The organism is Myxococcus sp. CA033 (genome assembly GCF_013336625.1).
In the GTDB taxonomy this organism is placed as follows: domain Bacteria; phylum Myxococcota; class Myxococcia; order Myxococcales; family Myxococcaceae; genus Myxococcus; species Myxococcus llanfairpwllgwyngyllgogerychwyrndrobwllllantysiliogogogochensis.
This window is the reverse complement of sequence record NZ_JABUMU010000034.1, coordinates 48,294-70,592: the sequence shown is the minus strand read 5'-3', so window position 1 is coordinate 70,592 and position 22,299 is coordinate 48,294. Positions and strand designations below refer to the sequence as shown.

22 protein-coding genes are annotated in these 22,299 nt (G+C 70.4%); 20 read left to right on the top strand and 2 right to left on the bottom strand.

Going from position 1 to position 22,299, the window contains the following annotated elements; all coding sequences use genetic code 11:
- The 20 genes from rpiB to HUA78_RS42815 all read left to right on the top strand — a co-directional run bounded on the left by rpiB (position 1) and on the right by HUA78_RS42815 (position 17,839).
- The gene (gene rpiB, locus HUA78_RS42910; RefSeq protein WP_141644358.1) at positions 1 to 444 is read left to right on the top strand and encodes a ribose 5-phosphate isomerase B; all 444 of its coding nucleotides are present in this window, start codon (positions 1 to 3) and stop codon (positions 442 to 444) included.
- A 38-nt stretch (positions 445 to 482) separates the two neighbouring features.
- Complete coding sequence (glyA, locus tag HUA78_RS42905; RefSeq protein ID WP_174478837.1) at positions 483 to 1,739, top strand: serine hydroxymethyltransferase; 1,257 nt, start codon at positions 483 to 485, stop codon at positions 1,737 to 1,739.
- Between the two features lie 31 nt (positions 1,740 to 1,770).
- On the top strand, positions 1,771 to 2,274 hold the full coding sequence (gene nrdR / locus HUA78_RS42900; protein WP_141644356.1) for a transcriptional regulator NrdR: 504 nt from the start codon (positions 1,771 to 1,773) through the stop codon (positions 2,272 to 2,274).
- A gap of 11 nt (positions 2,275 to 2,285) precedes the next feature.
- Entirely contained in the window at positions 2,286 to 3,449 is a 1,164-nt protein-coding gene (ribD, locus tag HUA78_RS42895) for a bifunctional diaminohydroxyphosphoribosylaminopyrimidine deaminase/5-amino-6-(5-phosphoribosylamino)uracil reductase RibD (RefSeq protein ID WP_141644355.1), read from the top strand.
- A gap of 128 nt (positions 3,450 to 3,577) precedes the next feature.
- Positions 3,578 to 4,240, top strand: a complete 663-nt coding sequence (locus HUA78_RS42890; RefSeq protein ID WP_141644354.1) for a riboflavin synthase — start codon at positions 3,578 to 3,580, stop codon at positions 4,238 to 4,240.
- Positions 4,241 to 4,279: 39 nt separating this feature from the next.
- A complete protein-coding gene (gene ribH / locus HUA78_RS42885; RefSeq protein WP_141644353.1) occupies positions 4,280 to 4,786 on the top strand; it encodes a 6,7-dimethyl-8-ribityllumazine synthase in 507 nt (168 codons plus the stop codon).
- A 2-nt stretch (positions 4,787 to 4,788) separates the two neighbouring features.
- Positions 4,789 to 5,211, top strand: coding sequence for a transcription antitermination factor NusB (nusB, locus tag HUA78_RS42880; RefSeq protein ID WP_141644352.1), 423 nt, complete (start codon positions 4,789 to 4,791; stop codon positions 5,209 to 5,211).
- Between the two features lie 35 nt (positions 5,212 to 5,246).
- Positions 5,247 to 5,738, top strand: a complete 492-nt coding sequence (locus tag HUA78_RS42875; protein WP_174458878.1) for a M17 family peptidase N-terminal domain-containing protein — start codon at positions 5,247 to 5,249, stop codon at positions 5,736 to 5,738.
- Between the two features lie 58 nt (positions 5,739 to 5,796).
- The gene (locus HUA78_RS42870; protein WP_141644350.1) at positions 5,797 to 6,171 is read left to right on the top strand and encodes a response regulator; all 375 of its coding nucleotides are present in this window, start codon (positions 5,797 to 5,799) and stop codon (positions 6,169 to 6,171) included.
- Positions 6,168 to 8,489, top strand: coding sequence for a chemotaxis protein CheA (locus tag HUA78_RS42865; RefSeq protein WP_174478836.1), 2,322 nt, complete (start codon positions 6,168 to 6,170; stop codon positions 8,487 to 8,489). Before HUA78_RS42870 ends, HUA78_RS42865 begins: the two co-directional genes overlap by 4 nt.
- 34 nt (positions 8,490 to 8,523) lie before the next feature.
- Entirely contained in the window at positions 8,524 to 9,090 is a 567-nt protein-coding gene (locus HUA78_RS42860; protein WP_141644348.1) for a chemotaxis protein CheW, read from the top strand.
- Positions 9,087 to 9,611, top strand: coding sequence for a chemotaxis protein CheW (locus HUA78_RS42855; RefSeq protein WP_141644347.1), 525 nt, complete (start codon positions 9,087 to 9,089; stop codon positions 9,609 to 9,611). The genes HUA78_RS42860 and HUA78_RS42855 overlap by 4 nt, the downstream gene beginning before the upstream one ends.
- 11 nt (positions 9,612 to 9,622) lie before the next feature.
- The gene (locus HUA78_RS42850; RefSeq protein ID WP_141644346.1) at positions 9,623 to 10,012 is read left to right on the top strand and encodes a hypothetical protein; all 390 of its coding nucleotides are present in this window, start codon (positions 9,623 to 9,625) and stop codon (positions 10,010 to 10,012) included.
- A complete protein-coding gene (locus tag HUA78_RS42845) occupies positions 10,009 to 11,985 on the top strand; it encodes a HEAT repeat domain-containing protein (protein ID WP_174463730.1) in 1,977 nt (658 codons plus the stop codon). The genes HUA78_RS42850 and HUA78_RS42845 overlap by 4 nt, the downstream gene beginning before the upstream one ends.
- A 14-nt stretch (positions 11,986 to 11,999) precedes the next feature.
- The gene (locus HUA78_RS42840; RefSeq protein ID WP_246137324.1) at positions 12,000 to 12,881 is read left to right on the top strand and encodes a protein-glutamate O-methyltransferase CheR; all 882 of its coding nucleotides are present in this window, start codon (positions 12,000 to 12,002) and stop codon (positions 12,879 to 12,881) included.
- On the top strand, positions 12,878 to 13,915 hold the full coding sequence (gene cheB / locus HUA78_RS42835) for a chemotaxis-specific protein-glutamate methyltransferase CheB (RefSeq protein WP_141644344.1): 1,038 nt from the start codon (positions 12,878 to 12,880) through the stop codon (positions 13,913 to 13,915). Before HUA78_RS42840 ends, cheB begins: the two co-directional genes overlap by 4 nt.
- A gap of 55 nt (positions 13,916 to 13,970) precedes the next feature.
- Positions 13,971 to 14,351: a response regulator gene (locus HUA78_RS42830; protein WP_141644343.1), complete on the top strand. Its 381-nt coding sequence runs from the start codon at positions 13,971 to 13,973 to the stop codon at positions 14,349 to 14,351.
- Positions 14,352 to 14,365: 14 nt separating this feature from the next.
- Positions 14,366 to 15,124, top strand: coding sequence for an ABC transporter ATP-binding protein (locus HUA78_RS42825; protein WP_141644342.1), 759 nt, complete (start codon positions 14,366 to 14,368; stop codon positions 15,122 to 15,124).
- Positions 15,121 to 16,851 carry a putative ABC exporter domain-containing protein gene (locus HUA78_RS42820; RefSeq protein ID WP_174478835.1) on the top strand — a complete coding sequence of 577 codons (1,731 nt, stop codon included), beginning with the start codon at positions 15,121 to 15,123 and terminating at the stop codon, positions 16,849 to 16,851. The genes HUA78_RS42825 and HUA78_RS42820 overlap by 4 nt, the downstream gene beginning before the upstream one ends.
- Positions 16,852 to 16,948: 97 nt before the next feature.
- Positions 16,949 to 17,839, top strand: a complete 891-nt coding sequence (locus tag HUA78_RS42815) for an NAD(P)-dependent oxidoreductase (RefSeq protein WP_174458873.1) — start codon at positions 16,949 to 16,951, stop codon at positions 17,837 to 17,839.
- Between the two features lie 104 nt (positions 17,840 to 17,943).
- Here HUA78_RS42815 and HUA78_RS42810 read toward each other — a convergent pair whose 3' ends face one another.
- Together HUA78_RS42810 and HUA78_RS42805 are read right to left on the bottom strand one after the other, a co-directional pair.
- On the bottom strand, positions 17,944 to 19,323 hold the full coding sequence (locus HUA78_RS42810; protein ID WP_174478834.1) for a RagB/SusD family nutrient uptake outer membrane protein: 1,380 nt from the start codon (positions 19,321 to 19,323) through the stop codon (positions 17,944 to 17,946).
- Positions 19,324 to 19,327: 4 nt separating this feature from the next.
- Positions 19,328 to 22,180, bottom strand: coding sequence for a SusC/RagA family TonB-linked outer membrane protein (locus HUA78_RS42805; protein ID WP_371745799.1), 2,853 nt, complete (start codon positions 22,178 to 22,180; stop codon positions 19,328 to 19,330).
- Positions 22,181 to 22,299 lie beyond the last annotated feature (119 nt).

Here is a 22,299-nt window from a genome sequence, read left to right as displayed (position 1 = left end):
GTGAAAGTCATTCTTGCTTCGGACCACGCGGGCCTGGAGCTCCGCCAGGAACTGGTGGCGGCGCTCAAGGAGCGCGGCGTGGCCCACGAGGATGTGGGCCCGTTCGCGCGGGACTCGGTGGACTACCCGGACTTCGCGGCCCGGGTGTCCCGGGCGGTGACGTCCGGTGAGGCCACCCTGGGCGTGCTGGTGTGTGGCACCGGCATTGGCATGAGCATCGTCGCCAACAAGCACCGGGGCATCCGAGCGGCCCTGTGCACCACGGAGTTCGAGGCGCGCATGGCGCGGGCCCACAATGACGCCAACGTGCTGTGCCTGGGCCAGCGCGTGGTGGGCTCCGGCGTGGGCCGGGCCATCCTGGAGGCGTTCCTCGGCACCGCGTTCGAGGGCGGTCGCCACGAGCGGCGCGTGCAGATGATTCGCGAGGCCGAGTCCCAGGGCTAGTGGCCGTCGCGGTACCCGTTGTCGAGAGGAAAGCCGCCATGGAGAACACCCGCACTCTGGCCGACGTGGACCCCGAGATTTCCCGGGCCGTCCACGACGAGACGCAGCGCCAGGAAGATGGTCTGGAGCTGATCGCCTCCGAGAACTTCGTCAGCCCCGCTGTCATGGAGGCGGTGGGCTCCGTGCTCACCAACAAGTACGCGGAGGGCTACCCCGGCAAGCGCTACTACGGCGGTTGCGAGGTGGTGGACGTGGTGGAGAACCTCGCCATCGACCGCGCGAAGCAGCTGTTCGGCGCGGACTTCGTCAACGTGCAGGCGCACTCCGGCAGCCAGGCGAACATGGGCGCGTACATGGCGCTGATGAAGCCGGGCGACACCATGCTGTCGCTGGATTTGAACTCCGGCGGCCACCTCACGCACGGCGCCACGTTCAACTTCTCTGGCAAGCTCTACAAGGTCGTCCACTACGGCCTGACGCGCGAGACGGAGACCATCGACTTCGCGCAGGTGCAGTCCCTGGCGCGCGAGCACAAGCCCAAGGTCATCGTCGTGGGCGCCAGCGCCTATCCGCGCACGCTGGACTTCGCGAAGTTCCGCGAGGTCGCCGACGAGGTTGGCGCGGCGATGATGGTGGACATGGCGCACATCGCGGGCCTGGTCGCCGCGGGCGTGCACCCCTCGCCGGTGCCCTTCGCGGACATCGTCACCAGCACCACGCACAAGACGCTGCGCGGTCCGCGCGGGGGGCTGGTCATGGGCCGCGAGCCCTACGCCAAGTCCATCAACAGTCAGATCTTCCCCGGCATCCAGGGCGGTCCGCTGATGCACGTCATCGCCGGCAAGGCGGTGGCCTTCCGCGAGGCGCTGACGCCCGAGTACAAGACGTACCAGCGCCAGATTGTCTCCAACGCGCAGGCGCTGGCGGAGGCGTTGAAGTCCGCCGGGCTGCGGCTGACCTCTGGCGGCACCGACAACCACCTGATGCTGGTGGACCTGCGGCCCAAGAATCTCACGGGCAAGGTTGCCGAGGCGGTGCTCGACAAGGCGGGCATCACCGTGAACAAGAACATGATTCCGTTCGACCCGGAGAAGCCGATGGTGACGTCGGGCGTCCGGGTGGGCACTCCGGCCATCACCACGCGCGGCATGCGCGAGGCGCAGATGGCCACGGTGGGCAAGCTCATTGGCGCCGCGCTGGACTCGGCCCAGGACGACGCGGCGCTGGCCCGCATTCGCGGACAGGTGAAGGAACTCGCGCAGGGCTTCCCCCTGTACGCCTCGCGGCTCAAGTAATCGAAGGGACCAGGAGCCTCGCTCCGTCTCCATGCGCTGCCCGTTCTGCCAGGATGCCGAAAACAAGGTCATCGACTCTCGCGAGTCGCACGAGGGCTCCGTCATCCGGCGGCGCCGCGAGTGTCTGGCCTGCAAGCGCCGCTTCACCACGTATGAGCGGGTGGAGGAGCTCTACCCGCTCATCGTGAAGAAGGACGGCCGGCGCGAGGCGTTCGACCGTGAGAAGATCGTCTCCGGGCTGAAGAAGGCGTGTGAGAAGCGGCCGGTGTCCGTGGATCAGCTCGAGGAGACGGTGGTGGCCATCGAACGGCTGCTGCAGGGCATGGGCGAGAAGGAGATCAACTCGTCCGTCATCGGCGAGGAGGTCATGCGCCGGCTCCAGGAAATGGACGAGGTGGCCTACGTGCGCTTCGCGTCCGTGTACCGGAGCTTCCGGGACATCTCCGAGTTCATGCATGAGCTGAAGGACCTGCTCGAGGACCAGGAGCGCGAGCGCAAGGCGAAGCCGCCCCTCGCGCCGGGCCGGGGGAGCTGAGGGGACACACCATGCGGCTGCTCACGCGGGCCAGGTTGGAAGCCACCAGGGCGCCCCGGGCGAAACGGGCGGCGGACTTCGACCGCGCCGTGGCCGAGTTCTTCATGCGCATCGCCCTGGAGGAAGCCGCCAAGGGCCTGGGCCGCACCAGCCCCAATCCGGTGGTGGGCGCCGTCCTGGTGAAGGGCGGCCGCATCATCGCTCGCGGCTACCACAAGAAGGCGGGCACCGCGCACGCGGAGGTGGTGGCGCTGGAGGCCGCCGGCTCCCGCGCGAGGGGCGCGGACCTCTACTCCACGCTGGAGCCGTGCGACCACTACGGCCGCACGCCGCCGTGCAGCCTGGCCATCATCGAGGCCGGGGTGCGCCGCGTCTTCACCGGCTCCTCGGACCCGAACCCCAAGGTGAGCGGCAAGGGCGTGGCCCGGATGCGCCGCGCCGGGGTGAAGGTCGTCACGGGCGTGCTGCAGGAGGAGGCCGACAAGCTCAACCGGCCCTTCTTCAAGTCCATCCGCACGGGCATGCCCTGGGTGACGCTGAAGGCCGCGGCGACGCTGGACGGCAAGCTGGCCACGGCCACGGGGGACTCGCGCTGGGTGACGGGCGAGAAGGCGCGCGAGTGGGTGCACCGGCTGCGCGACAACGTGGACGTCATCCTCGTGGGCGCGAACACCGTGCGCCACGACGACCCCAAGCTCACCACGCGGCTGCCCGGCGGCAAGGGCAAGGACCCGCTGCGCGTCGTGGTGGACAGCCACCTGCGCCTGTCGCCCGGCTACACCGTCTTCACCCAGAAGAGCCCCGCGCGCACCATCATCGCCACGCTGGAGGACCCGGAGGGGCGCAAGGCGAAGCGCTTCCTGGCCCAGGGCGTGGAGGTGTGGCAGCTGCGCAAGAAGGGCGACCGGGTGGACCTGAAGGCCCTGCTGCGGCGGCTGGGCAAGTCCGGCCTCAACCACGTGCTCGTGGAGGGAGGGGCGGAGATGTACGGCAGCTTCCTGCGCGAGCACCTGGCGGACGAGCTGGCCCTGTTCCTCGCCCCCAAGCTGCTGGGCCGCCAGGGCATGTCCTGGGCGGGCGACCTGGGCGTGAAGGAGATGACCCAGGCCCTCTCCGTCAAGGACCTCACCTTCGAGCAGCACGGGCAGGACATCCTGCTCCAGGCGCTGCTGTAGGCCCCCTCCGAGCCTCCGCCCGAGGCCTCATGCATGAGGCCCGGTAAAGGGGCCGTTGAATGGAGGACACGCCGGGGGCCCCGGTTGTCCGTGGGCGTCGCGACGGCGGGTCCGTTATAAGCCCCGTCATGTTCACCGGGCTCATTCAGGACATCGGCGGGGTGGAGCGCGTCATTCCGGGCGGGATGACGGACTTGTGGATTCGCACGTCGCTGGGCGCGCGGGACTTCGCGCTGGGCGAGTCCATCGCCGTGGATGGCGCCTGCCTCACGGTGGTGGAGCGCACGGGCGAAGCCTTCCGCGTGCAGGCCGCGCCGGAGACGCTGCGGCGCACCACGCTGGACGCCGTGCGGCCGGGAGACCGCGTCAACCTGGAGCGGGCCCTGGCGCTGGGGGACCGGCTGGGCGGGCACCTGGTCTCCGGGCACGTGGACGGCGTCAGCACGGTGCTGGAGACCTACCCGGAGGGCGGCTCGTGGGTGATGGTCTTCGGGCTGCCGGAGGCGCTGGCGCCGTACTTCATCGAAAAGGGCTCGGTGGCCATCGACGGCATCAGTCTCACCGTCAACACCGTGGGCGTGGACCGCTTCAGCGTCCAGCTGATTCCGGAGACGCAGGAGCGCACCACCCTGCGGGCCAAGAAGGTGGGCGCCCGGGTCAACCTGGAGGCGGACCCCATTGGGAAGTACGTGGCGCGCCTGTACCTGCTCCAGAGGGGGCAGGCGGGCGCTCCAGGCCCGGGAGGGGTGTCCGAGGCGGCCGTCCGGGCGGCGGGCTTCGGGACGCCGTAGCAGGCGACGCCGGAGCCTGGGTGGTGTAGGAAGCCCCGCATGCCTCGCTACATCGAAGGTGATTTCCTCCCCCCCAAGGGCCGCTTCGCCATCTGCGTCGCCCGCTTCAACGGCTTCATCACCGAGGAGCTGGCCAAGGGCGCTGTCGACACCCTGGTGCGTCACGGCGTGGCCGACGCGGACGTGGACGTGTACCGCTGCCCCGGCACCTATGAGCTGCCCGGGCTGGTGCGCCGCGTCGCGGAGTCGCGTCAGTACGCGGGAGTCATCGTCCTGGGCGCCGTCATCCGGGGTGGCACGCCTCACTTCGACTACGTCGCGGGCGAGTGCGCCAAGGGCATTGGCGCGGTGGCCTTCAGCGCCGCGGCGGCAAGCCCCCCGGCGGCCGTCACGTTCGGCGTGCTCACGTGTGACACGGTGGAGCAGGCCATCGACCGGGCCGGCGTGAAGGCGGGCAACAAGGGCTCCGAGGCCACGCTGGCGTGCATCGAGATGGTGAACCTGTACGGCAAGCTGGCCACGCTCGACGCGTCGAGGAAGGGGTAGTCATGGGCGCGCGCAGAACGGGACGTGAGCGGGCGTTGCAGGCGCTCTACCAGTTGGAGATGGCGGCGGGCGCGTCCGTGAATGACGCCCTGGAGTCGGCCTGGACGGCGTCGGACGAGGAGAAGCGCGAGCCGGACGCGGTGAAGTTCGCCCGCGAGCTGGTGGAGGGTGTGCAGGCCCACCGCGCGGAAATCGACCGGCTCATCGAGTCACACAGCCACAACTGGCGGCTGGACCGCATGTCGCGCATCGACCGCAACGTCCTGCGCGTGGGCATCTTCGAGCTGAAGTACCGTCCGGACATCCCTCGCAAGGTGACCATCAACGAGGCGGTGGAGTTGGGGAAGAACTTCGGGACGGAGGAGTCCAGCGCCTTCGTCAACGGCCTGTTGGACCGTGTCGCCGTGGCGCTGAACAAGGCCTGAGCTGCCGGAGCCTCGAGCGGAAGAAGGGACGCGCCGTGAGCCAGACGACGACGCACGACATCGGGATGGAAGGGCTGGACTCGCTTGGCGGCGTGGACGCCCTGTGTCTGTTCGTGGCCGAGGATGACCGGCCCCTGCCGGCCACCGCGGGCTACGTGGACTGGCGCCTGTGTGGCGTGCTGTCGCGGGTGCTCAAGGGTGGCTTCTTCTCCGGCGCGAAGGACGACTGGCTCCTGCTTCCCTCGGACGGGAAGCTGGAGGTGCCGCGCATCTTCGTCGTCGGCCTGGGGGCCCGTCGTCAGCTCGACGCGGAGGGACTCCAGGAGGCGCTCGCCGGGGCGGGCACGGTGCTCAGCCGGGCCAAGGTGGCGTCGGTGGCGCTGGAGATTCCCGCCGGAGGTTCGGTGGATGACGCGGCCCGGGTGGAGGGTTTCCAGAAGGGCTTCGTCCCAGCGTTCAAGGGCGGACGGGTGGCCCTCCTGATGGACAAGGCGCTCGTCCGGCTCCTACCAGGCAGGAAGGGCTGAAGCACAGCGACCGGGCAGGGCTTCTGTTAGCATGGGGGACCGTCCGGGGCGTGCGCACATGCGTGTCAAGGTGCTGATTGTCGAGGACTCCAAGGCGTCGCGCGAGTACATCGCGTCGACCGTGGAGGCCGTGGAGGGCATCGAGGCCGTCGTCACCTCGAGCGGCTTCGAGGCCCTGAAGCTGCTGCCGCGCCACCGCTTCGACCTCATCATCACCGACATCAACATGCCCGACATCAACGGGCTCGAGCTCATCAACTTCGTCAAGAAGAACCCCAACTACCGCGACGTTCCGCTCTTCATCATCACCACCGAGGGGCGCGACCAGGACCGCGACAGGGGCATGGCGTTGGGCGCCGCGGAGTACCTGGTCAAGCCGTTCCAACCGGGGAGCCTGGAAGGGCTTCTGCGCCGGTACCTGAAGCTGCCGTGAGTCCTCCGAGCAAGGCGCTGGCCGAGTTCGTGGCCGAGGCGACCGAGATTCTGGAGGCGCTGGGCAAGGACCTGCTCGTGCTGGACGAGCGGCGCGGCCAGGAGGCTGACCCCGAGCGCGTCAACGGCATCTTCCGCGCGGCGCACTCGCTCAAGGGGCTGGCGGGGCTGTTCGGTCAGGAGCGCATCTCCCGGCTGGCGCATGGCACGGAGGACCTGCTGGACAGGCTGCGGCTGGGCAAGCTGCACTTGAACGACGCGGTGCTCGACACGCTGATTGAAGCGCTGGACGCCTTCCAGGCGCTGCTGGCGGAGACGGCGCGGGGCACGGAGTCGGATGGCCTCACCCGTCGCGCGGATGGCATGGCGGAGCGGCTGGGGCAGCTGGGCGAGGTGTCCGTCGCGCAGGACGAGGACCCGCTGGAGCGGCTGGAGCTGGAGGCGCAGGTGCGCTCCGTCTTCACCGAGTACGAGGAGCACCGGCTCCGGGAGAACGTGCGCCGGGGCGTGGCGCTGTGGCGAGTGCGCGCCGCGTTCGACCTGTCCGACTTCGACAAGGGCCTGGCGGACCTGAACACGCGCCTCAAGCCCCTGGGAGAGGTCATCAGCACGCTGCCCTCGGCCCAGCCGGGCGGCGCGCATGGCATCGCCTTCGACCTCATCTTTGGCGCCCAGGTCTCCAGGACGGAGCTGGAGTCGGGGCTGAAGGGCACGCCCGCGGAGCTGTCACCCCTCGCCGTGCGGCCCGCGGCGCCCAGTGCGACGACCCGCTCCGCCGAGGCGCTGGTTCGTGCCACCGAGTCGCCCGCCATCGTCCTGGGGGCCATCGGCGTCGCCTCCGCGCCCGAGGCCTCCGTCGGGGGCGCGTCTCCCGTGAAGCCTGGCGGGACGAAGCAGGGCGTGCGCGCCGCGATGGAAGACGGAGCGCCGCACTCATTCACGGACCCGGACCCCGACACGGAGCTGGGGGAGACCGGGGGGAGCGCGGAGGCCGCCGGCGCGTCGGGCCCTTCGCTGGTGACGTATCTGCAGGGGCCGGGAGGGCGTGCGCCCGGCCGCGCGGTGACGCCCGTGGCGGCGCCTCCCGTCGCGACGGAGCCGTCGCTGCGCTCGTTGACGCAGACGGTGCGGGTGGACATCGGCAAGCTGGATGGTCTCATCAACATGGTGGGCGAGCTGCTGCTCATCAAGGCCAGCCTCCAGCGGCTCGCGGAGTCGGCGCGGCAGGAGGGCGTGGTGCCCCTGTCGAAGCTGTTCGGCCAGGAGCTGGCGCGCGAGACGCGGGGCCTGGAGCGCAAGCTGGAGGCCTTGCAGGAGGGCCTGCTGGAAGCGCGCATGGTGCCGGTGGGTCAGGTGTTCGACAAGCTGGCCCGGCTGGTGCGCCGCATCACCCGCGAGGCGGGCAAGGAAATCGACTTCGTCATCGGCGGCGGCGAGGTGGAGCTGGACAAGCTCATCGTCGAGGAGCTGAGCGACCCGCTGATGCACCTCATCCGCAACGCCATCGACCATGGCGTCGAGTCTCCGGACATGCGGCTGGCGGCGGGCAAGCCCCGGCGCGCGGTGGTGGCGCTGCGGGCGGAGCAGAAGGGCAACCACGTCGTCATCGAGGTGAGTGACGACGGGGCGGGCATCGACGAGCTGCGCGTGCGCGAGGTGGCGCTGACGCGAGGCCTCATCACCTTCGCCCAGGCGGAGGAGATGGGCCGCCGGGAGCTGCTCAACCTCATCTTCCTGCCCGGCTTCTCCACCGCGCGCAGCGTGTCCGAGCTGTCCGGCCGAGGCGTGGGCCTGGACGTGGTGAAGAACAACCTGGGCAACCTCTCCGGCATCATCGACGTGTGGAGCGAGCGCGGGAAGGGCACGGCCTTCCACCTGACGCTGCCCGTCACGCTCGCCATCATCCGCGCGCTGGTGGTGGGGGTGAGCGCCCGCACGTACGCGGTGCCGTTGAACAGCGTGCTGGAAATCCTCTCCGTCCAGCCCCGGGAAATCCGCACCCTGGAGCGGCGCGAGGTGCTGGACGTGCGCGGGCAGACGCTGCCCTTCGTGCGGCTGTCACGGCTGTTCGGCCTGCCGGAGCGTCCGGTGAGCCGCTACTTCGTGGTGGTGGTGGGGCTGGCGCAGGAGCGGCTGGGCATCGCCGTGGACGAGCTGCACGGCCAGCAGGACATCGTCACCAAGCCCCTGGGCGGCAGGTTGCAGTCCGTCCGGGGCATCTCCGGCGCCACGGACCTGGGCAACCGTCGTCCGGTGCTGGTGCTGGACGTGGCGGACCTGCTGGAAGAGGGACTGGCCCTGGAGCGAAGGCGGGCCTGACGCTCGCCCTGGCCGGCTGCTATCCTCACCCACTGTGTCCCGGTTCGCCGAACTGCTCGACGACTTCTTCTTCCGTCCGGACGAGGACGTCAGCGGCCTGCAGGACTTCGCCGCCGGCAGTGACGGCGTCGCCTCCTCCACGCCCGAGGAAGTCCCGGAGGAGTACCTGTCCTTCCTACTGGAGGGAGAGTCGTACGCGGTGCCCATCCGCCTCGTGCGCGAAATCTCCAAGGTGCCCCCGCTGACGGAGATTCCCAGGGCGGAGCCCCACCTGCTCGGGGTGATGAACCTGCGCGGAGAGCTGCTGCCCGCGTACGACATCAAGGTCCGGTTGGGGCTGACGGAGCGTGTGCCCCTGGTCGCGGGGCCGGATGCGCCCGCGCCGCCCCGGGATGCGCGCGTCCTCGTGTTGCGCACGGAGACGGGGCCGGCGGGGGTGTGGGTGGACAGCGTGTCCGGCGTGGTGAAGCTCAAGCCCTCCATGCTGGAGCCGCCGCCGCCCGGCCTGCGCCTGGGAGACAAGGACTGTGTCGTGGGCATCGGTCGACGCGGGCCCTCGCTGTACATCCTGCTGGACCCTGAACAGGCACTGACGCCATGAAGGACTCGGTCAACCTGTTGGCGCGCCACCCCTCGGGGGCACCGGATGCGCCCGGTGAGCAGTCGGACACCGTGGTTCAGCTGTGCGCCTTCTTCGTGGGTGAAGAGGAGTACGTGCTGGATATCCAGCGAGTGGAAGAAGTGCTGCCGCTCCAGCGCGTGACGCCCATTCCGCATGCCCCTTCGTTCGTGGAGGGCGTGCTCCACCTGCGGGGCGTCATCCTTCCCGTGGTGGACCTGCGCTTCAGGCTCCAGGGACAACCTTCGGTGCAGTCGCGCAAGGCACGGCTCCTGGTGTGTCGACTGGGCGCGCGGCGGGTGGCGGTGCGTGTGGAGCGGGTGGCCGAGGTGCTGCGGGTTCGCCGGGGTGACATCAAGCCCGCGCCCGCGCTGAGGGTGTCGGGGCGCTCGCCCTTCGTGGTGGGCGTGTGCGGCCCGCCGGACCGCTTGCGGTTGCTGCTCGATTTGAAGGCGTTGCTGCGCATGGAGCTGGAGCGCGAAGCGGTGCGCCCGTCGAAGTGAGGAGGGTGACGATGGACCTGCAGCGCAGTGACTTGGACAACCACCGCCGCATCCTGGGCATCGCGTTCATCGCCATCAACGCGCTGACGGTGCTCGTGGGCGTCGGCCTGGCCGTCTTCTTCGCGTTCGCCGGGGCGATGATGGTGAGCGAGTCGTCGCTGGCCGAGGACCGCGCGAGCTACTGGCTCTTCGGCGGCGGCATCAGCGCGTGCGTCCTGGCCTTCGGCCTGCCGGGCGTCATCGCCGGCATCGGCTTGTTGAAGCGGCGCGGATGGTCGCGGGTGCTCGCGCTGGTGTTGGGAATCGTCGGGCTGTTCAACTTCCCGCTGGGCACCTGCCTGGGCATCTACGCCATCTGGTTCTATGCGCAGGAAGGCTCCGACCGGGTCCTCGCCTCATGAGCCACCTGCCCGTCTTTCCCGCGGAGGAGGAGCGCTACCGCGCGCTCCAGGAGTTGGACCCGCGTGGCGAGGGCATCCTGGACGTGCTCCTCACGGGGCTGCACGACGAGAGCTGGCGCGTGCGCCACGCGGCGGCGGAGGGGCTCCAGCGGTTGGCCGCGCCCGAGGACGTGGCCCTCCGTCTCGTGGGGGTCCTGGGCGAGCGCGGTGAGACGGGGGCTCGCAACGCGGCGGCCGAGGCGCTCGTGGGACTGGGCCTTCCAGCCCTGAGGCCCCTGGTGAAGCTGCTGGGACACGCGGACCCGGACCAGCGCAAGTTCGCGGCGGACATCCTCGGGCAGCTCGGACTTCACGTGGCGGAGGCGCCGCTGGTCCAGGCACTGGAGGACCCGGACCTGAACGTGCGCGTGGCCGTGTCGGAGGCGCTGGGCCGCGTGGGCAGTGAGCACGGCGCTCGCGCGCTGGAGCGACTGCTGGGGGACCCGGAGCCGCTCTTGCGCCTGTCCGCGCTGGAGGGACTGGTGCTGCTGCGCCGTCCGCCGCCGCTGCCGGTGGTCGTGGCGCTGCTGGACGACGCGCGGCTGCGGCGCAGTGCCTTCCGCGCGCTGGGCCTCATTCCGCAGGTGGCGGCCACGGAGCGGCTGTGCCTGGGGCTGGAGTCGGCCACCCGTTCGGTGCGCGAGGCCGCGCTGGCGGCACTGGGCACGCAGGCGTCGCTCGTGGAGCCCGCGCGGCGCTGCGAGTTGGAGGCCGTCATCCGCGCGGCGCTGCGGCGGTTGCCGGACGCGGTGGCTCGGCTGGCGCAGGCGCTTGAGTCGGAGGACGTGACGGTGCGCGCGGGCGCGCTGCTGGCGGTGGCCGCGCTGGGCGAGGCGTCCCTGGCCGTGCCCGTGGCCGAAGCGGCGCGCGAGGACCGCTTGCTGCGGGACGTGCTGAGCACGCTGGGACGGCTGGGCGCGGAGGGTGGGCGCACGTTGCTCGCGGCGATGTCGGACCTGTCCGCGCCCGCGAGGGCCGCGGCGGCCGAGGCGCTGGTGGACCTGGTGGATGCGACGTCCGTCACGCCGCTGTGCGCGCTGCTGGAGTGGGCGGAGGACGACTTGCGCGGCGTGGTGGTGCGGGCGTTGGGGCGCACGCGCTCATCGGAAGCGGCGGGCCCCCTGGTCGACTTGCTGAGGGACTCGGTGACGGCGGGCGCGGCGACGCGGGCGCTGGGCGTGCTCGCGGGGAGCTGTCGCGGGGCGGTGCTCGCGGCCCTGGAGGATGCGGTGGCTCGTCGGGCGACGCCGGTGGCGGTGGCCGCGCTGGGCCGGGTGGGTGGCGCCCCCGCGTTGCCTTCTCTGCGCAAGCTGGCGCGGGACGTGGACCCCCGGTGGCGGGCGGCGGCGGTGGAAGTCGCTGGCGAGGTGGACGGCGGGGTGGGACGCGAGCTGGCGCGGGCGGCGCTCGCGGACGAGGCCGCGCCAGTGCGAGCCGCGGGCGCGCGGGCCATGGGAAGACTGGGCGGCACGGAGGCGGGGGCGCTCTTGCGCTCCGCGCTCCAGGACGAGGAGTCCTCCGTGCGACGGGCGGCGGTGGAGGCGGTGGGTGAGAGTGGCGCGATGGACCGTGTCACCGAGCTGGAGCCGCTGGTCCGCCATCCCGACGGAGCGCTCGCGGTGGCGGCGGTGCGCGCGTTGTCGCGGCTTGGGCGAGTGGGTGAGCGCGTGTTGAGAGAGGCTTCGGGTCATCCGGACGCGGAGGTGGTGAAGGCGGTGCTGTCGGCGGGAGCGGTGTCTCGGGAGGGCGTGTCGTTGGCGGTGTCGCTGCTGGAGCATCCGCACTGGGACGTTCGCGCGGCGGCGGCGCGGGTGCTGGGAGATTCGGGAGGGCCGGAGTGTCTGGGCCCCACCCAGCGGGCGCTGGAGGCGGAGTCGGACGTCCTGGCTCGACAGGCGCTGTCGGACGCGGTGGAGCGCCTGGCTCGGCGCTGAGAGAGGGACACGGGGTGGCGCGCTTCGACGACAGCCGGCCGGAGATGACGGCGGAGGAGTTCCGGCTCCTGAGGGACCACGTGTACTCGCACTGCGGCATCCTGGTGCACGAGGACATGAAGTTCGTCATGGAGCGGCGGCTGTGGCCTCGGCTGGAGGCGCTGGGCGTGCCGGACTTCAGCGCGTATCACCGCTACCTTCGCTACGACGCGAACCGGCACGCGGAGCTGGAGGCCGCGGTCGAGTCGCTCACCACGCACGAGACGTACTTCTTCCGCGAGCCCTCGCAGCTCAAGGCGTTCCGCGAGGAGCTGTTGCCGCTGTTGGAGAAGCGCAACGGGCGCACGCGTCGGCTGCGGCTGTGGTCCGCGGGGTGCTCGTCCGGCGAGGAGGCGTACACGCTGGCGATGCTCCTCAAGGACGAGCGCCGCTTCGAGGACTGGGACGTGGAGGTGTACGGCAGCGACATCTCCCGGCGCGTGCTGTCGATGGCGCGGCGCGCGGAGTATGGGCCGTCCGCGCTGCGCGCCACGTCGGCGGACCTGCTCGAGCGCTTCTTCGTTCCGGCGGGCAACGCGAAGGTGCGGGTGCGCGACGACGTCCGGGCGATGGTGTCCTTCGGTCACCACAACCTGCTGGACGAGGCGGGCAGTCAGCTGGTGATGAAGATGGACGCGGTCTTCTGCCGCAACGTGATGATCTACTTCGACCAGTCCGCGCGCAGGCGGGTGCTGCGCATCCTGCGAGACCGGCTGGTGCCGGGAGGCTATCTGCTGCTGGGGCACTCGGAGAATCTGCTCAACCTGGGCGCCGACTTCGAGCTGGTCCACCTGCGAGGCGACCTGGTGTACCGGCGGCCGGAGCTGCCAGGGCTGACGGGGGGCGAGGCGCGATGAGCGGGCAGAAGGGCGTCTCCGTGCTCGTCATCGACGACTCCGCGCACAACCGGCACACGCTGACCACGCTGCTGGAGTCCGCGCCGGACGTGAGGGTGTTGGACCGCGCGGCCGATGGTGAGGAGGGGCTGAAGAAGGTCCTGGAGCTGAAGCCCGACGTGGTGACGTTGGACCTGGAGATGCCGAAGCTGGGCGGCTACACGTTCCTCCGGCTGCTGATGCGCACGGCGCCCACGCCGGTCATCGTCATCTCCAGCTATGCGCACCGCTCGGACGTCTTCAAGGCGCTGGAGCTTGGCGCGTTCGACTTCATCGCCAAGCCCGCCAAGGGCACCCCGGCGGAGTTGGAAGTCCTTCGCCAGGAGCTGCTGGAGAAGGTGCGAGCGGCGCTGCATGTGCGGCCGGGGCAGCGTCACGCCTCGCCCGGGGCTCGGGCGCTCGCGGTGGCGGGCGAGCTTCCGCTGGTGGTGGCCATCGGCGCCTCGACGGGGGGACCTCCCGCGGTGCAGCGTGTGCTGGAGGGCCTGGCCGCGGAGCCCACGCCATGCGTGTTGGTGAGTCAGCACATGCCCGCGCAGTTCACCCGGGCCTTCGCGGACCGTTTGGACCGCATTGGCCCCTTCACGGTGACGGAGGCGAATGAGGGTGACGTGGTGCAGCCGGGGCACGTGTACATCGCTCCGGGCGGGCGGCACCTCGTGGTGGTGGAGCGCGGCACTCGGCTGGAGCTGCAGACGCCGCCGCTCACGCACCTGGACAAATACGCGCCGAGCGTGGACCGGCTCTTCACCAGCGTGGCGCAGGTGTTGGGCAACCGCGCGCTGGCGGTGGTGCTGACGGGCATGGGCGCGGATGGGGCGGTGGGGGCGCGCGAGGTGCAGCGCGTGGGCGGAGAGGTGTGGGCCGAGTCGGAGGAGACGGCGGTCGTCTTCGGCATGCCAGGCGAGGCCATCGCCTCGGGGGCGGTGAAGCGGGTGCTGCGACTGGGGGAAATCGGACCCGCGCTGGCGGCCATCGCCCGGCGGCGGCGATGAGGGGACGCGGAACAGCGGGCGGTGGAAGAGGCCCGGGTGTTAGTCTGGGCGGGTCATGACGCAGCAGATTCGAGCACTGGTGGTGGACGACTCGCAGGCCATGCGACGCAGCATCATGTACGCGTTGCAACGCATCAGCGGGATGGTCTGCACCGAGGCGCAGGACGGCGCCGAGGGACTGAAGAAGTTGACCCAGGGACGCTTCGACCTGGTGCTCACGGACATCAACATGCCGTTGATGGATGGCCTCAAGCTCATCCACCACATCCGTCAGGCGACGGACCATCGCCATGTGCCCATCGTCGTCATCACGACGGAAGGCGCGGCGGCGGACCGCGAGCGGGCCCTGTCCCTGGGCGCGAGCGCGTACCTGGTGAAGCCCGTGCAGGCCAAGGTGGTGATGGACACCGTCAGGGACTTGCTGAAGCTGGACTGAGGGCGAGCGAGCGAATGGACTTCGTCCTGCGGGTGGCGGGCCTGGAGAAGCGCTACGGCGCGGTGAACGCCGTGCAGGGCCTCACCTTCGCGGTCGCACCCGGCGAGGTGCTGGGGCTGGTGGGCCCCAACGGCGCGGGCAAGACGTCCACGCTTCGATGCCTCGCGGGCATTCTTCCTCCCACGTCGGGCCGGGTGGTGGTGGCGGGCTACGATTTGGCGAAGGACGCGGTGGACGCCAAGCGTGAACTGGCCTTCCTGCCGGACGAGCCGCGCTTCTTCGACTACCTCACGGTGTGGGAGCACCTGAACTTCACCGCGCGCCTCTACGGCGTGGAGGACTGGGAGGAGCGAGGCAAGGCGCTCTTGGAGGAGATGGAGCTGACGGGCAAGGAGAAGGCGCTGCCGGGCGAGCTGTCGCGGGGCATGAAGCAGAAGCTGTCCATCGCCTGCGGTTTCCTGCACTCGCCCAAGCTCATCCTCCTGGACGAGCCCCTCACGGGGTTGGACCCGATTGGCATCCGCCGGATGAAGGCGTCGTTGCGGCGGCGCGCGGAGGAGGGCGCGGCGCTGGTGTTGTCCTCGCACCTGCTGCCGCTGGTGGAGGAGCTGTGCCACCGGCTGCTGGTGATTGCCGGAGGGCGGGCCATGGCGCTGGGCAGCCTGGAGGCGATTCGCGCGAGGCTGAGTGGACCGGAGGGCGAGAGCGCGTCGCTGGAGGACCTCTTCGTGCGCATCACCAGCGCGGCGGAGACGGAGAAGCCCCCGCCGTGAGCTTCTCGAGCGCCGTCGTGTTCCTGTGGCTGGCCTCCTCGCGCAACCGCCTGCGGCTCCAGCTCCAGCGATTGCGCAGGCCGCGCTACCTCGTCGGGGCCCTGGTGGGACTGGGCTACGTCTACTCCATCTTCCTGCGACGGCTGGAGTTCGGTGGGACGTTGAGCAACGTGCCTCCCGGGGTGCGGCTGTTCGCGGAGCTGTCACTGGTCGTCTCCGCGCTCGTCACCGTGTTCTCCGCGTGGGCGCTGGGGCCGGACCGTCCCTCGCTGACCTTCACGGAGTCGGAGGTGGTGCAGCTGTTCCCCGCGCCCGTCACCCGGCGCTCGCTGCTGCACTACAAGCTGGCTCGCGGATTGATGGGTGCTGGGGCCGGCGCGTTGTTCGCCTCGCTGTTCGTCGGCCGGTTGGTGAGCCCGGCTCCGGGCTTCTTCTTCCTGGGCGCGTTCCTGTCCCTGGGGACGCTGTATCTGCACTCCACGGCCGCGTCCTTCATGCGCACGCGCTGGGGGGAGTGGGGCACGCGGGGCCTGGTGGCGCGCTGGGTGGCGCTGGGGTGCGTGCTCGCGGCGGTGGGCCTGGCGGTGTACTCCTCGCTGGAGGCGCACCCGTTCCCCAGGACGGTGGGGACGCCCGGGGTGCTGCGCAACTGGGTGCAGTCCCTGGTGGAGGCGCCAGGGCTGAGCGCGGTGCTGTGGCCCGCGCGGCTGTTGGTTGCGCCCGCGTTGGCGCGGGACGCGAGCGACTTCCTGAGCGCGCTCCCCCCGGTGCTGGTGCTCGCGCTGGCGCACTACGTCTGGGTGCGGCTGGCGGAGGTCCCCTTCGAGGAGTCCGCGGTGACGCAGGCCGAGACGCGCACGCGCGAGCGGGCCCAGCGGGCCTCGGGAGGGAGCGCCCGGGGCGGAGCGCTCGCCTCGCGCAAGGCCCCCTTCCGGCTGTCGGCGCGAGGGCGTCCGGAGGTGGCGCTCATCTGGAAGAACCTCATCACCCGGAGGCGGATGACGGGGGGCGTGGTGTCGGTGCTGGCCTCGCTGCTGCTGGGGTGCGCCATCGTCGCGATGATGGGCGAGTCGCGCTTCTTCACGGACACGCGCCGGGTGCTGGGGCCGCTGGGCGTGTCGCTCGCGGCGATGATGGCGGTGGTGGGGCCGAGCGTCTTCCGCATGGACCTGCGCATGGACCTGCCGAAGCTGGACCTGCTGCGCGCGTTGCCGCTGGCGGGCTGGCAGGTGGTGGGGGCGGAGCTGGCGGCATCGGCGCTGGTGGTGGGCGCGCTCCAGCTCGGGCTCCTGACGGTGGGTCTGCTGTGTGGCCCGGGCGCCGAGGACCCGTGGCTTGCGACGTGGTGGTGGCCGGGTGGGGTGGCGCTCGCGGTACTGCTGCCCACGGTGTCGTTGGCCGGGCTCTTCGTCCAGAACGCGGCGGTGGTGCTGTTTCCGGCGTGGGTGCCCGCGGACAGGACGGGGAGCGCGCGGGGCATCGAGGCGCTCGGGCAGCGCCTGCTGACGTTGGTGGGCTCGCTGGTGGTGTCGCTGGTGGGCTTGTTGCCGGCGGCGCTGGCGGGCGCGGTGGTGGGCTTCACCTTGTGGTCCTCGCTGGAGGTGTGGGCGCTGCCTTTGGGGGCGGCGGCCGCGTCGGCCGTGCTGGCGGGGGAGGTGGGCCTGGGCGTGCTCACGCTGGGCCGCGCTTTCGAACACCTGGATGTCTCCGAGGACCGCCCGGAGTAGGCCCGGGCGTTTGCTCCTGGACGCGCGCTGACAGGGTGCTTGCGGCGTCCGGAAGCGGGGCGCAGGGTGGCGCGGACCGAAGGGACGGGAGCGCGACATGAAGCTGGGTTTCGTGGGACTGGGCAACATGGGGCTGCCCATGGCGAAGAGTCTGCTCTCCGCGGGGCACGAGGTGGCGGTGTGGAACCGCACTCCGGCGCGCGGCGAGCCCCTGGTGAAGCAGGGCGCCCGCGTGGTGGCGTCGCCGGCGGAGGCCGCCAGGGGCGCGGAGGTCGTCTTCAGCATGCTCGCGGACGACAGCGCGGCGGAAGCCGTGGCGCTGGGCCCACAGGGCATCGTCACGGGGCTTTCGAAGGGCGCCGTACATGTCTCCTCGAGCACCATCTCCGTGGCGCTCTCCCAGCGCCTCACGGACGCGCACGCGAGTGCGGACCAGGGCTACGTGGCCGCGCCGGTGTTCGGCCGTCCCGAGGCCGCGGAGTCGAAGCAGCTCTGGGTGGTGGCCGCGGGCACGAAGGCGGACGTGGAGCGCTGCCGGCCGCTCCTGGAGGCGCTGGGGCGGGGCCTCACGGTGCTGGGGGAGCAGGCCTCCATGGCCAACGTGGTGAAGCTCTCCGGCAACTTCCTCATCGCGTCGATGCTGGAGTCGCTCGCGGAGGCGTTCGCCTTCACGCGCAAGTCAGGCATCGAGCCGAAGCAGTTCCTGGAGCTGTTCCAGGCCGTCTTCGCGCGCTCGCCCATCTTCGAGCGGTATGCGCAGGCCATCGCCGAGGAGAAGTACTCGCCGGCGGGCTTCGCCATGCGGCTGGGGCTCAAGGACGTGGGGCTGGTGCTGGAGGCGGCGCGCACGGCGGAGGTGCCCATGCCCCTGGCCAGTCTCGTGAGGGACCAGTACCTCGGTGGCGTGGCCCAGGGGCACGGAGACCTCGACTGGTCCGCGCTGGGGGCGCTCGTGGCGGAGCGCGCCGGGTTGCCGAAGGCCCGTTGATGCATCGGCGCTGACCACGACTCCAGGCGAGCGCAGTGCCGCGCGCCTGGAGCGGGAATGACGAGGGCCTCCAGGAATCAACCCTGGAGGCCCGGTGCGGCGGCCTACTGTCGCGCGTTGATTTCGGCGACGGGGATGGGGTAGCGCTCGTGCGGCCCGTAGCTGGCGTCCAGGTTGCGGGGCAGATCGTTCAGCCGGTTGTAGCGACGCATGTCGATCCACCGGTGCCCGCCCTCGAACAGGAGCGAGTAGCGCTTCTGCACCAGCAGCTCGTCCAGGGCGTTCGCGGCGGTGATGTCCGCGCGAGGCGAGAGCCGGCCGGAGCGGGTGCGGATGTAGTTGAGGTCATCCGCCGCCGGGCCAATCTGGCCCAGGCCGATGTTGGCCTCCGCGCGAAGGAGGATGAGCTCCTCGTTGCGGATGATGGGCACCGGCGACTCCGCCGACGGGTACAGCGTGAAGCCCCGGTCCGCCGTCAGCCGGCCACCCGCGGCGCTCGCCGGCTCGTCCAGCTTGGCCGTCTTGCGAGTGACCCGGTCATCCAGCGCGTCGTTCGCCTGGCGCGGCGCATCGGTCTCGATGGAGGGGTGGGCGACGATGGTGAGGCTCAGGAGGTTGTTGTCCACGTCGCCCGAGGCCGCCCGGAACACGTGGTAGACGCCCACGTTGAGCGACGCGAGCGCCGCCGCCTTCGCGCCGTCTTCAGCGGGCGCGGTGGCGTCGATGAACGACTGGCTCAGCGCCGTCAGCGCGTCCTCGTTGCGGCCCATGTACACGGACACGCGTGCCTTGATGGCGCGGTTGAACTTCCGGAACGTCTCCGGCGTGTCGAAGCCCGCGAACCCGGTGCTCAACCGGAACGAGAACGAGCCACCCGCGTTGTCCAGGTGCGCCGCCGCCTCGTCGAGCAGCGTCGCGATGCGGGTGAACACCGCGTCCTTGCCGACGATGGGCGCCAGCTGGCCCAGCGGCAGGTCCACGTCGATGGGCGCGCCGTTGGTGTCGTGGGTGTTGATGACCACCAGGAAGTCGAGCGCCTGGATGGTCTTCGTGAAGCCCCGGATGCCCTCCTTCTGCTCGTCCGAGAAGGCCGCGACCTTGTCCAGCGCCGCCAGCACCGTGTTGGCGTTGCGGATGTTGGAGTACGGGGCCGCCCAGAAGTTGCCGCCGAAGGCGCCAGCGCCCGGGTCCAGCGTCGGCCCGAGAATCTCCTCCACCGTGCGAGGATCCGCGGGGTCGAAGACATACGCCTCGCGGCCGATGGTGCCCAACTGCGCGACGTAGCCGTTCTGAATCGCCACGCCCGCGCGGTGTCCGAGCAGCAGGCCCGTGGACGCGCTGTTGACGGCGGAGCTGGTGGGGTTGTTCTTGAACTCGTCCAGGCTGGGGTTGTTCAGGTCACCGATGTCCAGGCTGCCGCAGCCGCCCAGGCCCAGTACGGCGCAGAGCGCCAACACGGTCTTCTTCGTCTGGTAGATATTCATGGCCTTAGAACCCGACGTCGAGCGACGTCCAGAAGCTGCGGCTGGGGGGGAAGGGGGCGACGTCGATGTTGCGAGCGATGGCCTGGTTGCCGAAGTTGCTCACCTCGGGGTCCAGACCCGAGTAGCTGGTGAACATCAGCAAGTTGCGGCCGCTCAGGCTGAGTCGCGCGTTCTGCAGCTTCGGAATCGCGGACACCCAGCCCTTGGGCAGGTTGTAGCTGAGCGTCACTTCGCGCAGCTTCACGAAGGACGCATCCTCCACGTAGATGCCCGCGTTGTTGCGGCGGTCCTGCAGGCGCTGACGACCCGCCGTCTCGTAGTCCACGGACGTGCCGGCGCCGTCATACAGGAAGCGCGTCAGGTTGATGACGTCGCTGCCCTGCTGCCAGTGCCACAGGAAGGACAGGGTGAGGTCCGAGTAGCGCAGGGTGTTGGCCCAGCCGAGCGTGAAGGTCGGCTCGGTGTCGCCAATCTTCTTCACGATGGGGACGTTGTTCTCGTCGCGGCCGACGTTGCCGACAATCTGCGTGGCGGACGAGCCCTCCTCGATGAAGAACGCGCCCAGGGAGTTACCGAAACCACCCGCCTGGAACGGCCCCGCCGGCAGGCTCGTCACCTTGCTGCGGTTGAGGGCGAACGTCGCGGAGCTCGTCCACTCGAGCGCCCCGCGCACCGGCGTCACCTGGAGCATGGCCTCGATGCCGCGGTTGCGCAGCGAGCCGCCGTTGACGAACTGGGTGGTGAAGCCCGTGGAACTCGGCAGGGCGCGCTGCAGCAGCATGTCGCTGATGGCGCGCTGGTACACCGACAGCTCCACCATGACGTCGCCGCCGAACATCAGCGCGTCGACACCGGCCTCGATTTCGCGCTGGCGCTCCGGACGGATGTTCGGGTCACCGGCGACGCCCGTGCCGACGAGGCCCGGGGTGCCCTGCACGTTGCCCAGCGCGCTCATGCCGCTGAACTTCATGCCGTACAGCGGCTGGTTGCCCGTCTCGCCGTAGGCCGCGCGGACCTTGAGCTCGTTGATGACCGGGACGGCCAGGGGGATGCGGTAGGCGGACGCCAGCTTCGGGTAGAAGAACAGCTTGTTCGGATTGCCGTTGGCGCTGCTCTGCTCACCACGGATGGCGCCGACCAGGGTGAGCCGGTCGTCCAACGTGACGATTTCCTCCTGGACGTAGTAGCCGCGGTCCCGGATGTGCGTCGAGGTGTCGCGCACGCCAATCACGGTGCCGTTGTCCACGCCGGGCTGACCGGCGTTGAGGTTCTCGGAGACGACGTACGTGGAGTCGATGCGGCGCTCCTCGAACTGCACACCGCCGGACGTCGTGGCGGTGAGGAACTTCGAGGCGGGCTTGTACGAGTGCACCAGGTTGAGGCCACCGTTCAGGTTGCGCACCTGGCTGGTGCCGAACAGCGACGTGCCCGGGAAGGTGTCGTCCACCGGCTCGAAGTTGAGCTCTGGCGGGAACAGCAGCCGGTTCTCCTGCTGGAAGCGGTCCACACCCGCGTTGGCGAGCACGCGCAGGTGGTTCTCGTCGTTCTTCCACAGGTGGATGGTGGCATCACCGGACCCGATGAAGCGCCACACGTCCTCGTCGTTCTTCACCAGCGCGGACGTCTGCAGCGGGTTGGCGCCGTTGGCCAGGAACGGGTTGACGGGGTACACGCCTTGCGCGTTCGGTTCCATGTCGAGGAACTCGGGCACGTTCGGCAGCACCATGTAGTTGGTGATGGTCTGGTTGTCGTTGTTGGTGAGGCCGCGCCGGCCCAACGTGTGGATGAGGTTGGTGGCGACGTTGATGTCCACCGCATCGCCCAGCGACTGACCCAGGTTCAGGCGGAACGACTGCTTGTCGTAGCCCGTGTTGGCGATGATGCCCTCGTCGCTGCGGAGCATCGCGGAGGCGAAGTACTTCGTGTTGCCCGACGCGCCGCTCACGCTGGCGAGCGTCTCCGTGGACAGATCCCTGCGGCCCGCGAGCTTGGCCTCGTGGTCGTACGTCTTGCCCGTGTAGTACTGGGCCGCGTTCGCGCCGAACTGCTCGACGGCCTCTTCGACGGTCTCGAAGCGGCGGGTGCCGAGCTTGTTGGCCAGCGTGTACATGCCCACGCGCTGGGTGATTTCGAACTTCGGCTCACCGGCGCGACCGCGCTTGGTGTTGATGATGATGACGCCGTTGGCGGCCTTGGAGCCGTAGATGGCGGCGGCGGACGCTCCCTTGAGGACCTCGATGCTCTCGATGTCGTTGGGGTTGATGTCCGCGATGCGGTTGACCTGGTTGTCCTGCGTGGGGTTCGGGTTGGAGCCGCCCACGGAGTCCGTCACCACGTAGACGCCGGAGGCGATGGCCACGTCGCTGACGAGCACGCCGTCGATGACGTAGAGCGGCGCCGTGGAGCCGTTGATGGTGGACACGCCGCGCAGGCGCATCTGGATGCCGCCGCCCGGGGCGCCGGAGTTCTGCTGGATGTTGGCGCCGGCCACCTTGCCCTGGAGGGCCTGGTCGATGGTCTGCGCGGGGGCGCGGTTCATCTCCTCGGCGCTGACGGAGGCGACCGAGTTGGCCAGGTGCTTACGGGCGAGCTCGGAGGCTCGACCCACGACGACCATCTCCTCGGAGAAGATGTTGTCGAGCGCCACCGTCACGTCGCTCTGCGCGGCGCCGACGCGCACTTCCCGCTCGCCGTAGTCCTGGCTGGAGAAGAGCAGCGTCACCGAGCCCGCCGGGACGTTGGGCAGCGAGAAGGTGCCGTCCAGCTCCGTCTCCACACCCTGCGTGGTGCCCTTGATGATGACGCGAACCAGGGGCAGGCCCTCGTTCGTCAGACGGTCCGCGACGCGCCCCTTCACGGTGCGACCCAGAGCGGGCGCGGCGGCCGGCGCGGGAGCCGTTGGAGCGGTGCTGGCCGGAGCCGTGGGCGCCGGTACCGCGGGGGCCTGAGCAGCGGGCGCCTGCGGTTCCGGAGCAG

Excerpts from the sequence above, each read along its gene's own strand:
- HUA78_RS42870 (WP_141644350.1), top strand. The coding sequence starts at position 5,797 with ATGCGTGTCAAGGTGCTGATTGTCGAGGACTCCAAGGCGTCGCGCGAG.
- nusB (WP_141644352.1), top strand. The coding sequence starts at position 4,789 with ATGGGCGCGCGCAGAACGGGACGTGAGCGGGCGTTGCAGGCGCTCTAC.
- HUA78_RS42825 (WP_141644342.1), top strand. The coding sequence starts at position 14,366 with ATGGACTTCGTCCTGCGGGTGGCGGGCCTGGAGAAGCGCTACGGCGCG.
- HUA78_RS42845 (WP_174463730.1), top strand. The coding sequence starts at position 10,009 with ATGAGCCACCTGCCCGTCTTTCCCGCGGAGGAGGAGCGCTACCGCGCG.
- HUA78_RS42855 (WP_141644347.1), top strand. The coding sequence starts at position 9,087 with ATGAAGGACTCGGTCAACCTGTTGGCGCGCCACCCCTCGGGGGCACCG.
- glyA (WP_174478837.1), top strand. The coding sequence starts at position 483 with ATGGAGAACACCCGCACTCTGGCCGACGTGGACCCCGAGATTTCCCGG.
- HUA78_RS42850 (WP_141644346.1), top strand. The coding sequence starts at position 9,623 with ATGGACCTGCAGCGCAGTGACTTGGACAACCACCGCCGCATCCTGGGC.
- HUA78_RS42890 (WP_141644354.1), top strand. The coding sequence starts at position 3,578 with ATGTTCACCGGGCTCATTCAGGACATCGGCGGGGTGGAGCGCGTCATT.
- HUA78_RS42815 (WP_174458873.1), top strand. The coding sequence starts at position 16,949 with ATGAAGCTGGGTTTCGTGGGACTGGGCAACATGGGGCTGCCCATGGCG.
- HUA78_RS42810 (WP_174478834.1), bottom strand. The coding sequence starts at position 19,323 with ATGAATATCTACCAGACGAAGAAGACCGTGTTGGCGCTCTGCGCCGTA.
- HUA78_RS42830 (WP_141644343.1), top strand. The coding sequence starts at position 13,971 with ATGACGCAGCAGATTCGAGCACTGGTGGTGGACGACTCGCAGGCCATG.
- cheB (WP_141644344.1), top strand. The coding sequence starts at position 12,878 with ATGAGCGGGCAGAAGGGCGTCTCCGTGCTCGTCATCGACGACTCCGCG.
- nrdR (WP_141644356.1), top strand. The coding sequence starts at position 1,771 with ATGCGCTGCCCGTTCTGCCAGGATGCCGAAAACAAGGTCATCGACTCT.
- ribD (WP_141644355.1), top strand. The coding sequence starts at position 2,286 with ATGCGGCTGCTCACGCGGGCCAGGTTGGAAGCCACCAGGGCGCCCCGG.
- ribH (WP_141644353.1), top strand. The coding sequence starts at position 4,280 with ATGCCTCGCTACATCGAAGGTGATTTCCTCCCCCCCAAGGGCCGCTTC.